General features: G+C 61.8%; 10 protein-coding genes. 4 read left to right on the top strand and 6 right to left on the bottom strand.

What is annotated here, in order from left to right; all coding sequences use genetic code 11:
• Positions 1 to 123 precede the first annotated feature (123 nt).
• Both ATN38_RS10420 and ATN38_RS10415 read left to right on the top strand, forming a co-directional pair.
• On the top strand, positions 124 to 834 hold the full coding sequence (locus tag ATN38_RS10420) for a FadR/GntR family transcriptional regulator (RefSeq protein WP_039973154.1): 711 nt from the start codon (positions 124 to 126) through the stop codon (positions 832 to 834).
• Positions 834 to 1,592, top strand: a complete 759-nt coding sequence (locus ATN38_RS10415) for an ankyrin repeat domain-containing protein (protein WP_118605996.1) — start codon at positions 834 to 836, stop codon at positions 1,590 to 1,592. Before ATN38_RS10420 ends, ATN38_RS10415 begins: the two co-directional genes overlap by 1 nt.
• Here the strand turns inward: ATN38_RS10415 and ATN38_RS10410 are convergent.
• Entirely contained in the window at positions 1,577 to 2,593 is a 1,017-nt protein-coding gene (locus ATN38_RS10410; RefSeq protein WP_231915874.1) for a helix-turn-helix domain-containing protein, read from the bottom strand. The genes ATN38_RS10415 and ATN38_RS10410 overlap by 16 nt on opposite strands.
• 99 nt (positions 2,594 to 2,692) lie before the next feature.
• Between ATN38_RS10410 and ATN38_RS10405 the strand changes: the two genes are divergently transcribed.
• Positions 2,693 to 3,499 (top strand): alpha/beta fold hydrolase, encoded by an 807-nt coding sequence (locus ATN38_RS10405; RefSeq protein ID WP_007730412.1) that lies wholly within the window; start codon positions 2,693 to 2,695, stop codon positions 3,497 to 3,499.
• A 30-nt stretch (positions 3,500 to 3,529) separates the two neighbouring features.
• Here ATN38_RS10405 and ATN38_RS10400 read toward each other — a convergent pair whose 3' ends face one another.
• The 4 genes from ATN38_RS10400 to ATN38_RS10385 all read right to left on the bottom strand — a co-directional run bounded on the left by ATN38_RS10400 (position 3,530) and on the right by ATN38_RS10385 (position 8,172).
• Positions 3,530 to 4,720, bottom strand: a complete 1,191-nt coding sequence (locus ATN38_RS10400) for a lipid-transfer protein (RefSeq protein ID WP_030536146.1) — start codon at positions 4,718 to 4,720, stop codon at positions 3,530 to 3,532.
• Positions 4,717 to 5,193: a Zn-ribbon domain-containing OB-fold protein gene (locus tag ATN38_RS10395; protein ID WP_037126255.1), complete on the bottom strand. Its 477-nt coding sequence runs from the start codon at positions 5,191 to 5,193 to the stop codon at positions 4,717 to 4,719. Before ATN38_RS10395 ends, ATN38_RS10400 begins: the two co-directional genes overlap by 4 nt.
• Positions 5,194 to 5,403: 210 nt before the next feature.
• Positions 5,404 to 7,131, bottom strand: a complete 1,728-nt coding sequence (locus ATN38_RS10390) for an FAD-dependent oxidoreductase (protein ID WP_116057719.1) — start codon at positions 7,129 to 7,131, stop codon at positions 5,404 to 5,406.
• A 33-nt stretch (positions 7,132 to 7,164) separates the two neighbouring features.
• The gene (locus ATN38_RS10385; protein ID WP_003943163.1) at positions 7,165 to 8,172 is read right to left on the bottom strand and encodes a diiron oxygenase; all 1,008 of its coding nucleotides are present in this window, start codon (positions 8,170 to 8,172) and stop codon (positions 7,165 to 7,167) included.
• A gap of 277 nt (positions 8,173 to 8,449) precedes the next feature.
• On the opposite strand from ATN38_RS10385, the gene ATN38_RS10380 reads away from it, so the two are divergent.
• Positions 8,450 to 9,292, top strand: coding sequence for an SDR family oxidoreductase (locus tag ATN38_RS10380; RefSeq protein WP_374104615.1), 843 nt, complete (start codon positions 8,450 to 8,452; stop codon positions 9,290 to 9,292).
• A gap of 96 nt (positions 9,293 to 9,388) precedes the next feature.
• Here ATN38_RS10380 and ATN38_RS10375 read toward each other — a convergent pair whose 3' ends face one another.
• A complete protein-coding gene (locus tag ATN38_RS10375) occupies positions 9,389 to 10,627 on the bottom strand; it encodes an HNH endonuclease signature motif containing protein (RefSeq protein WP_058038477.1) in 1,239 nt (412 codons plus the stop codon).
• Between the last annotated feature and the right edge of the window lie 942 nt (positions 10,628 to 11,569).

The following is an 11,569-nucleotide window of genomic DNA, read 5'->3' as shown; positions in this document are numbered from 1 at the left end:
CCCAGCTATCGGGCTATCAGGCTGTCTGACAGGTGTAATTGTTACCTCGCTCACTCCGGCACGTCAACCCTTCATCAAGTGCGATGTTTGACGCGGGTCTTCGGCAGTCGCAACAATGACGGCATGAACCTGTCAGACAGCTGGGCCACCAGGCGACCCGTCGCCTCGCGGGTGAGTGCTGCCGAGGCGGTTCTCGCCGACCTCCGTGCCGCAATAACCTCCGGCGAACTGGCAGTCGGAGAGCGTCTCCCGTCCGAGGCGTCCCTGGCCGAAAGACACGGGGTCAGTCGATCGGTCATCCGTGAAGCCCTGCGCTCGTGCCATGCCCTCGGGCTCACCGAGACGAAATCCGGGCTCGGCACCTTCGTCGTCAGCGATTCGATAGCGCGAGACCTCGACTTCGGCAGCTACGCGGCCAACGAGTTGGTCGAAGCGCGGCCGCATGTCGAAATTCCGGCCGCAGGGTGGGCTGCCCAACGGCACACAGCGGAGGAACTGGCAGCCCTCCGCGGACTGGTACAGCAGATGCGTGACGAGGACGATCCGCTCGTATGGGTTGCACTCGACGCCCAATTTCACGGACTGATTGCAAAAGCCAGTAGGAATCGGGTCTTCGAGTCGGTAATCGTCGATATCCGTGAAGCGCTGACAAGGCAATCCGAGACACTCAATCTTGTTGCAGGTCGCCAGGAAAAGTCGAACGAGGAACACGAACGAATAGTCGAAGGAATTGCATCCGGGAGTTACGACCACGCCTCCAGGGCGATGGCCGAACACCTGGACGCCGTCAGGATGACGCTCGAAACACTTGTCCAAGAAAGTGATTCGTTGTGATGGCGCGGCCGCGCAAGTCTGTCCTCGCCTGCGCAATCTTCGCGGCATCGGTGACCGGAGCGTTGGCTGGCTGCAGTTCGTCCGACACCCCGCTGACGCCGACAACCGCGGCGTCAGCACCAACAACGGCAGCTGTACCGCCTACGGGTGTAAATCCACCATCGACGCCGGAATCCGAACGCGCGCTCTTCGATGCTGTGGACCGCAATGATCCCGCAGCTGTTACCGCTGCCCTGACTGCCGGCGCGAACATCGAAGCGCGCGGCGAGGGCGAACGGACTCCACTCGTCGAGGCCACCAAGAACAACGCCGTCGCTGCGGCTTCTATGTTGATTTTTGCCGGCGCTGACGTGAACGCGAAGGACTCCATGCAGGATTCGGCCTTCCTGTATTCCGGAGCCGAGGGTTTGAACGAGATTCTGGCGCTCACGCTCGCCCACGGCGCGGACGTCGACAGCGTGAACCGTTACGGCGGTACGGCGCTGATTCCGGCGAGTGAACACGCGCATGTCGAGACCGTCCGGATGCTGATCGCTGCCGGGGTTCCGGTCAATCACATCAACGATCCCGGGTGGACGGCGCTACTCGAAGCCGTTGTGTACGGCGATGGTTCGGCGCGCTATATCGACGTGATCACTCAGCTTCTCGACGCGGGGGCAGATCCCTCGATCCGCGATGCATCGGGGAAGACCGCGTTGGACAATGCCGAAAGTCGTGGTCAGTCGGACGTTGTGGCGCTGCTTCAATCGCGGAGCTGACGCCAACGAGTCGGGCTCAGCCCGTAGGCCTGTCGAAAGCGTCGGCTGAAGTGTCCGGCGTCGACAAACCCCGCCCGGTGCGCAACGGTCGCGATCGGCAGATCGACGGTAGCGGGTCGAGCCAGTTCGTCCCGAGCCTTCTGCAGGCGCTGGGTGATGATCCACTGTTCGATCCGAAAGCCGTTGTCCGAGCAGATCTTGTACAGCTGTCGCAGTGAGATGTTGTGGGCGTGAGCAATTCGTGCGGGGTTCAGTGTCGGATCGTGAAGGTGTTCACGGATGTATCGACGGATCGAAGTCATGGCAAGGGACGATCTCGGAGCGGATGCGTCAGGATTCGCATGTGCGATCGAAGCGACCAAAGCACGTGCGAGTTCGATCGAGGCCTCGCCCAATTGTTCGGCGGCAGGATCGGTCTCCAACAGAGCGGCGCTGCGGAACAATTCACGAACGTGCGCGATCATCACGGGGTACAGATTGCTGTGATGAGGCCGGGTAGCTGCGTCCCGCACGGTGTCGATCGGCAGTCCCAGCCGATCCATCGGAACGTAGAGGCACTGGGAAGCGCCCGTTCCCGGCCAGGAGAAATCGTAGGTCGACGTCAGGTCCGTCATCAACAGCTCACCGGCGGGCACTCTGCGTTGTTCGTCGTGCTGATCTAGATGGCCGATCCCGATCTCCTGCAGGGCAATCGCAAGGACGGGCATCGACGCGGACCGGACGTGACGTGGTGTTCGGGTCAACCGCATACCGGTCGACTCGGAGCGGAACAGTGATGCTGCACCGAGGTTCCACACGTTCATTCTCGCGCTCACCCGTTCCGGGTTCTCCAAGTGGATTGCACACGGGACCGAGGCACGACCCATCGCGTCGACAAAGGCGTCCGCGCGTTGGTCAGGCTCCAACACGGAAGTATCCAGGAGCAAAGCCATGCAGCCCTGATACCCCGCGATGCGGACGCTCAACCAGAAGTTGTGCAGTGTGAGCTCAAAAGTCTGCACGGACAGTCACGTCCGTCGCAGCAGGTATTTCTAGGATCGAAACGGGCGTGTCCCGGCCTACCGCAGTTTCTCGCTTTTCGACGAGAGTGAAGGAAACGCATGAAGATCTCACGTGTATTCACCGCAGTTCTGGCGTTACTCATGACAGTCGCGGCTGGAGTGATCTTCGGCTCCGGCGCTGCGGTGGCGAGCCCCAAGCCAACCGTCGTTCTCGTCCACGGCGCTTTTGCCGACGCGACCAGTTGGGACGGCGTTGCCGCCGACCTACGTTCGCGTGGCTATCGCGTCGTGGCGCCGGACAATCCTCTACGCGGGCCCGCTTACGACGCGTCCGTGATCGAGAAGACGGTTGCGGACATCGACGGACCTGTCGTGCTCGTCGGACACTCGTACGGCGGCGCGGTGATCACCAATGTTCACGACCCGAAGGTGCAGTCGTTGGTGTACATCGCGGCGTTTGCTCCGGTTCAGGGTGAGCCGGTGCAGATCACGATCGATCCCATCAGGTTTCCTGGCAGCCAATTGCTTCCTCCGGCTCTGGGATTGAAGATCGTCGACGATCCTCACGCGATCGGCGGGAAGAACGTCGACGGCTACGTCACGGACGAGTATTTCCATTCCGTCTTCGCTCAGGATGTTTCCGACGAGACAGCGGCAACGATGTTGGCGCATCAGAAGTCTGCGGCTTTGTGGGCGAACCTCGAGCTCGGCGGGCCACCGTCGTGGGCGAACACACCGAGCTGGTATCTGGTTGCCGGTGAGGATCGCGTGATCCCCGCATCGGCGCAGCGGTTCATGGCAAACCGGATGGGCGCGAACACCAGCGAACTCCCGACCTCCCATGCCTCGCTGGTCTCACAGCCAGGGGCAGTGGCAGACGTGATCGTGGCGGCCGCTCACGGGTGAGTGTGCGACCGCCACGAAAGTAGAACAGGGTCAGGCGGAAACGATTACCGAGGAGCCGTGTCCGAACAGACCTTGGTTGGCGGTGATACCGATGCGGGCGCCTTCGACCTGACGGCCTTCGGCCTGTCCGCGAAGCTGCCAAGTGAGCTCGCACACCTGCGCAAGTGCCTGTGCGGGAACGGCTTCGCCGAAGCACGCGAGACCGCCGGACGGATTGACCGGGATGCGGCCTCCGATACTGGTGTCACCCGCACGCAGGAGGTGCTCGGCCTCGCCCCGCTTGCAGAGGGCAAGGTCTTCGATCCAGTCCAGTTCCACGGAGGTAGCGAGGTCGTAGACTTCGGCGACGTCGACGTCCTCGGGAGAGATCCCGGCTTCTTCGTATGCGGCGTAGCCGATGGATTCCTTGAACGTGCGCTCCGGAGCGGGAACGGCGGAGCTGGAATCGGTGGAGAAGTTCGGCATGTCCATGATCGTCTGGGGGAACGTCGGCGTGACCGTCGAAATAGCCTTGATGCGAACAGGTTCCGCGATGCCCATCTTGCGGGCGTATTCCATCGACGTCAGCAAGATTGCGGCGCCGCCGTCGGACGTCGCGCAGATGTCGAGCAGGTGAAGGGGATTGGACACCACGGGGGAGGCCAACACGTTCTCGACGGTGACTTCCTTGCGGTAGCGCGCATTCGGATTGCTCAGCCCGTGCCTGGCGTTCTTGACCTTCACGTTGGCGAAATCCTCCGCGGTGGCGCCGTAGAGGTCGATGCGACGACGCGCGTTGAGCGCGAAGTACGCCGGGTTGGTCATACCCATGAGGCGGAAGCGCAGCCAGTCCGGGTCGTCCCAACGCTCACCGGCGACGGGAGCGAGGAAGCCCTTCGGCGTGGTGTCGGCGCCGACGACCAGGGCAACTTCGCTGAGGCCGGCCAGGATTCGTGCGCGAGCGGTGTCGAGTGCCTGGGCTCCCGTCGCACACGCGGCGTACGACGTGGCGACGCGAGCGCCGTTCCAGCCGAGTGCCTGCGCGAAGGTGGCTCCGGCGACGTATCCGCCGTACCCGTTGCGGACGGTCTCGCCGCCGACGATGAAGTCGACATCCTGCCAATTCACACCCGAATCGGCGAGCGCGGCGCGAGCGGCCGCAACGCCGTATTTCACGAACGACTGCCCCCACTTGCCCCAGGGGTGCATACCGACACCGAGTACTGCGACGTCCTTGCTCATGACTGCAACTCCTGATCAGCTGCGGCGACAGGCTTCCATCGCCACGTCGTACGTACTCCGGTTTCGTCGGTGTACAGCGGCTCGACAACCAATTCGACGGTATTGCCGACCTTGAGATCGTCGACGCCGAATCCGTCGGCCACCTGGCCGAGGATGACGATGCCCTCGGGCAGTTCGACTGCTGCGAGAGCAAAAGGCTCGTACGGATCCGAGCGCGGGATGTACGGCGGCGGGGGCTGGTACTGCGCGTCGGTGTACGACCAGACAGTGCCGCTACGGGAGAGTTCCACGTCGTCGAACTCCTCGCTGAAGCAGCTCGGGTTCTTGCAGAACGTCGCCTCACGAGGGAAGGAAATGGTGCCGCAGGATTGGCACTTCGTGCCGATCAGAGCAGGTTCGTCGCCGGTGGTGAACCAACCCTCTACTGCAGGTGTCACACTCCCGTTCGGCGCCGGCGTTGCAGTCTCGCTCATGCAATCCTCATCTGGTTGGCGAGCGTGATCCGGGGATCGTGGCTCGCTGTGCCGCTTACTGGAACAGGTTGCAGTATTACACGATTTCGGCCGCTGACGGGCATAAATTTTCGCTGAGTGGGACGTTGCCGGAACGCAGACGGCCCCGCCGGGCAGACGAGTCTGCAGGCGGGGCGGTGTGCGTGAAAGTAGCTGTTTACCTGTAGTGGATCAGCGAACGCGTACGGGTCGACCGAATCGACGCGTCGGTTTCACTCGGGCCGCAGCGTCGAGGATGGAGGTGATCTCGACCTGATCCAGAACCTTTTCGCGGGCACGATCGTGCGCAGCGCCGCGTTCCAGTTCCGCCTTGTCGATGGCGTGCCAGCCCTCGCGGTCGACGACGTCGGACTGTCGCGCCCGGACCAGACGATCGACTGCGGAGTCGTCTGCGACCGGGTTGGTCAGGCGTCCGTCGTTGAAGTCGTCGACGAGCATCCTGATCGTTTCCTGCGCGCAGGACTTGTTGGTGCCGATGAACCCACTCGGTCCGCGCTTGATCCAACCGGTCGCGTAGACCCCGGTGGCGGGATCACCGTTCGGAGCTTCGAGGACTCGGCCGTTCTCGTTCGGAATGACCGACGCACGCTCGTCGAACGGGACGCCGGGGATGGGCACTCCGCGGTAGCCGATCGAGGTGAGGACCAAGCCGGTATCGATGGTCTCGGTATCGCCGGTTGCTTCGATCTGCACGGTTCCGTTGGCGTCGACAAGAGCGTTGCGAGCGAACTCGATTCCGCTGACCTGATCGTCGCCGGTGATCGAGGTCGGTGTGAGCAGGTAGCGCAACGTGATGCGCTTGTTGCCGACGTCGACGTGATCGCGGTTCTTCAGTGCTTCGAGGAGACGCAACTTCTGCTCGACGGCATGCGGAAGCTCGCCGCGTTTTGCCAGTTCTTCGGTGGCCGAGTCGAGAACCATGTCGTCGGGTCCGACAGAGAGTTCGATGTCCGGCAGTGCCATCAGGCCGGTGAACTCGGGGACCGTGAACGCGGACTGCGCGATTCCGCGTCGACCCACGATGACAACTTCTTCGACGCGACTCTTCCGCAGAGCGGCGAGTGCGTGAGCGGAGATGTCGGTACCGGCCAACTTCTCGGGATCGGCCGTCAGAATGCGAGCGACGTCGAGCGCGACATTTCCGTTTCCGATGATGACCGCGCGGCGATGTGAGAGGTCGAAGACGTCGTCGGCGTGATCGGGGTGGCCGTTGTACCAGGCTACGAAGTCGGTGGCCGAGGCCGTGCCAGGCAGATCAGCGCCCGGAATGCCGAGACCACGGTCGGACGAAGCGCCGACTGCGTAGAGCACCGCATGGTGATTTTCGAGCAGTTCGCTGTGCGAGATGTGCTTGCCGATCTCGACGTTGAGGTAGAACTCGAAACCCTTTTGTGCGGCGATCTTGTCGAACAAGCGAGTGACCTGCTTGGTCTTCTGATGGTCCGGAGCAACGCCGGCGCGAACCAAGCCGTAAGGCACAGGAAGGCGATCGAAGACGTTGACCTGCACGTCAGGCTGAGTCAGTAACTCGTCCGCGGCGTACATCGCCGACGGTCCGGAACCGACGATGGCAACGCGCAACGGCGGTCGGCCCTTGTCGACGTGGGCTGCCGGGATGACCTTGGCGAGAAGCGGCCTGGGCCGCTCTTCCTTGTAGAAGTCCGAATTGATGGACAGGAAGACTCGCTGCGGGTCGGTCAGCTTCGACTCGGGGACGATGGCGTCGACCGGGCAGGCCGAGACGCATGCGCCGCAGTCGACGCAGGCCTGCGGATCGATGTGCAGCATCTCGGCGGTGAGGAAGTCCGGCTCGTCCGGCGTCGGATGGATGCAGTTGACCGGGCAGGCGTAGACGCACGAGGCGTCGCTGCAACAGGACTGCGTGACTACGTGTGGCATGGCGCTATGAGTCCGATCTCGACTGTCCGGGAGCTACGCGGCGGCGTTGTGCGAGCTGCGGTGAGGTTCGCTACGGAAGCGTGATGCGCGGCCGTCCATCTTGCAGGCCTTCCACACCAGGCGCGAGGCACGGTTCATCAGGCCGGTGTCGGTGGCCAGCATGCGGACGTCACCGAAGTAGTTGCGCAGGGTCTGGCGCGACTCGGGCAGATCCCAGAACAGGTCCTTCTTCACGGACTTCGGGATGTCGAACTGCTTCCAGAAGGACTTCGGCGGGATGACGATGGCGTCACAGAGAATGCGCATGACGATCGGGAACAGCAGCGAGAGGACGAACCGGTTCGGGCGTGACATCAGCGGGATGCGGCGGCTCAGAAGCTTGTGCGCGAACGAGATATGACGCGCTTCCTCGGCTACGTGGATGGCCATGACCGACTGCATGATCGGGTGGATCTGGCCGCCGGCGCGCAGGATGCTCTTCTGAATGTGGTCGATCGGCTCTTCACCGGCGAGGACACCGACGAAGAACAGTTCGGGGAACGGACCCGCAGCGAGGGGAATGAAGGGCGCAAGCATCTTCATCGGACGGCTCATCCCGGGAGCGTCGGCACCGATGCGGTTGACCATCTCCTGGAACATCATCGTGTGGTTGCACTCTTCGACCGACTCGTGCGTGCAGTAGCGCGCCTCGGCCGAATCGTTGGGCAGTGAGAAGACGTACTGCATCATGCCGCGGATCAGAATGTTCTCGAACTGGAGACCGACCTTCGCGACATTGGCCTGGCGCCACATGCCGATTTCGATCTGCCTGGCCTCGGACTGCGACTGGTACCACGGGTGTGCACCCAGCGGGTCAGTCTCGGCCGGGAGGATCCAGCGGCGATCGTTCGGGACGACGGCAAACTCGGGGGAGTCCCAGTCGATGTCGAGGTACGGGTCGAAGTGCTTGTGCACCGAGCCCTCGGACAGGAGTCGAAGCGTCTCGTTGTACGAGTCGTCGGATGCTTCTCCGCGCTTGTCGAGCGGCGATGTGAGCGTCATGGCGTCTCCTCTTCGTTTCGGTCACCGCTGGTATTTCTCGCGGTGTTCGGTGGAATCGAGGGCCGGTTGTGTGATCGCTGGCACTCGGTCTGGATTTAATGTAACCCGAGGTATCAGGAAAAGCTAGTGGCAGATACTCCTGAATCCCGACGAATTCTTGACACGGCCGAAACGGCGCCATAACTTACTTTTGAGTAATTTCCGCGGTGCGTCCGAAGTGGGCTGTTCAGGGACGGGTTCGCACCGAATCGCACGCGAAGATCGAACCGAGGCCGACGTGATCAGATCGATTCTCAGCAATCTTGCATTGAGTCCGCCGACGCGTCTGCGCTCCCTTGTTCCGTCACGCGGCGTCACGCTCTCCGACAAGACGATCGTTCTGACAGGAGCTTCCTCGGGGATAGGTGAGGCGACAGCTCATCTCTTGGCTCGTCGGGGAGCCGAGATGATCCTGGTCGCGCGCGGTGAGGAAAACCTCGAACACGTACGGGACGAGATTCACCGCAGGGGAGGATGGGCACACATCGTGCCTGCGGACCTCTCCCGCGGTGAAGCCGTCGACGAACTCGCGGAGACGATCGCGGATCGATTCGGGTCGGTCGATATCCTCGTCAACAATGCGGGTCGCTCGATCCGGCGTACCGCGTTGGATTCGGTCGACCGATTCCACGACTACGAGCGCACCATGGCGCTGAACTACTTCGGGCCGACAAGACTGACGTTGCGGCTACTGCCCGCGATGCTCGAGGCGAAGTCCGGACACATCATCAACGTCGGAACCTGGGGAGTCACTGCGGGCGTGATGCCCAGGTTCAGCGCCTATCACGCGTCGAAGTCTGCTCTCAGTGCATTCGGCCGAAGCCTCGGCGCGGAATGTCACGGCACCGGTGTCGATGTCACCACAGTGCAATTCCCACTCATACGAACACCGATGATCGCGCCGACGGCGGATTACGTGAGCCAGCCGGCGCTGACGGCCGATCAAGCTGCATCGTGGATCTTGAGGGCGATCAGTACGCGTCCCGTCGAGCTGTATCCGCGGTACGCGGGGCTGTTACGAGCGATTGACGTTGTATCCCCTTCTGCCACTGACGCTCTCGTGCGAAGGGCCGGGATCTGAGGGGCTGGGATTTGAGGGGTTGGGATCTGACCAGAAACGTGCACCAGCACCGGGGCATGGTTCGTCCCCGGTGCTGATGTATTCGATTGTCGCGGTTCAGGCTGCTGTGGGTGGGCTGTTCCCGCCGATCGGCTGTTGATACGGATCGATCGACATGGGTGGGTAGAACACCGTCTTCCGATCCGGGCCGATCTCGACACGCCACTCGGTGTGGTGCATCGTCCGGTGGTGATGACCGCACAACAGAACCAGGTTGTCGAGATCTGTTGGGCCACCATCGTTCCAGTGAACAATATGATGGGCATCGCACCACCCCGACGAAGTCCCGCACCCCGGAAACGCGCACCCGCCATCCCGGACGGCCAGTGCTCGCCTTTGCGGAACCGTCGCTGTTCTCGCTTCCTTGCCGCAGTCGAGCGGAACACCGTTCTCATCCAACAAAATTCGCGTCACGGTGCAGTCGCACGCCAACATCCGCGCGGTATCGATACTGATGGGGCCCACCCAATCCGTCCACGCGAAACCCAGTTCCTGAGTCGACGGCAAGAGGTCTTTCAACGCTTGCAGGTCCGTCATGTCTTTTGCCGACGCGGTCACCGTGATGTGCGGTTTCACTCCGCCTTCGATCGGACCCAACCCCGCCCGCTCGTACCGGCGCAACAATTCGCAGAACCCGTCCGCCCGTCGTAATGCAGGCGTGCGTGTGTCCTTCACGCCGTCTTTTTCCGGTGTCGGCGCAGACAGGCTCGACAACAACGTGATCAACCGGGCCCCGTTCACCGCATCCAGATCACCCTTCACCGACACCCGCCCGTACAAGCCTTTCGAGGCGTAGAACTCGTTACGCTCCGAATCCTCACCCACCGGAACGCCGTCCTCGCGTTTGCCGTACTGCTTCTCGATCCGCCGGATCGCCGCCCGCACCGCATCACAATCAGCAATGTTCTTCGACGCCAGGCCAAGCAGGATCCCGCGGGCCTTGTCCACATCCGCCGGCGTCATGTTCTTCGGTGGATGCTGACAGAACGACGCCACCTGCCGCGCTTTCAACGCATCCACGTCACCGCGGTGAAACGCATCGCCCACAACGGGTTCGAGCATCAACAACCGCGCCAACCCGACCAGCAGACTGCACTCACCGATCTCCAGATTCGTCGAACCGTGCAACCACTGCGCGATCGCCCGAAAACCCTTTCCACCGAGAACGTCCCGGGAAAACATCTCCACGATCAGCAACACCATCCGCGACTGCAACTCGTGTCGGGCGCGCACCAGATCCAGAACCTCCCCCTTGAGGTCCTCGCCATCCAGCTGCCACGCATCCCGACTGTCCATGCCGAAAGCATAATCGAACAAAGTTTCGAACACAAGAGAATGTGGATCGAAAATTGCTGCTATCAAATCGATTTCGACATTTCGGACAGTCGGTTATAGGCGGGTCGCCGACGTAGTCCACGTGCGCCGACGAGTGCGAGCGCCACCATCAACCCGGAGCGCAACAGCATCACGTCGGAATTGTCTGAGCCCCAGCACATTTTGCAATCGGCGTCGATCATGTTGCCGCCTGTCCCCGGCAAGCGCATGGGTCCAGCCGAGCACCAGGCCCAGGAGTGTCATCGCCAGCGTGATGGGAACGAAGACCACCAGGACCCGCAAGAAATGCCCTCGAACAAGGCTGGTGGATTCGCGAAGATCGACGAGTGGTGGAAGCGCCGGACACGACGGACACCGATTTATTACTCATCGGTCTGGTGTCGAGTGCGCATCTGCAGTCCCGAGCCAAAACCAATCTTCAGCGCTTCCGGCGGCCGAACAATACGCCGACAGTCGAGATCATGATCAGCGCCACAAGAACGACGACGATGTACGACCTGTCCGCGGCCGGTGCCACCGTTTCGCTTTCTTTGGTCACTGCATCAGTGAATGTACAGCTTATGCCTGGAGGGAACCATCCCCAGAAGTCTGTAATTCCTGCCGCTACCCTCTCCGCCCGGCCGGGAAGGAGATAATTGAATCGTGATGGGATTCCATAGTGATCAATGCACCAGCTGGGCTGATGTTGGAGGCGCAAAGAAAATGCGTCCAACAAATAGACCAAGGTTAGTGCGATCAGCGATGTTGCTAAAGACGCTTGGCTTGCTCGTAATAATCGAATCTTCACGACTCGCCCGCAACAGTCACGTCATCATGGGGTGACGATGGTATTGGTTGCTGCGATCCACCGAATCCAGCCGTGCTCAAAATTGACCTGTCGACTTTGGGAGTCGCCGAGCTCTC

It is taken from the genome of Rhodococcus sp. FH8 (genome assembly GCF_019266085.1).
In the GTDB taxonomy this organism is placed as follows: Bacteria; Actinomycetota; Actinomycetes; order Mycobacteriales; family Mycobacteriaceae; genus Rhodococcus_F; species Rhodococcus_F qingshengii.
Note: the sequence above shows the minus strand (reverse complement) of the source record. Positions and strands in the feature narration are given on the sequence as shown.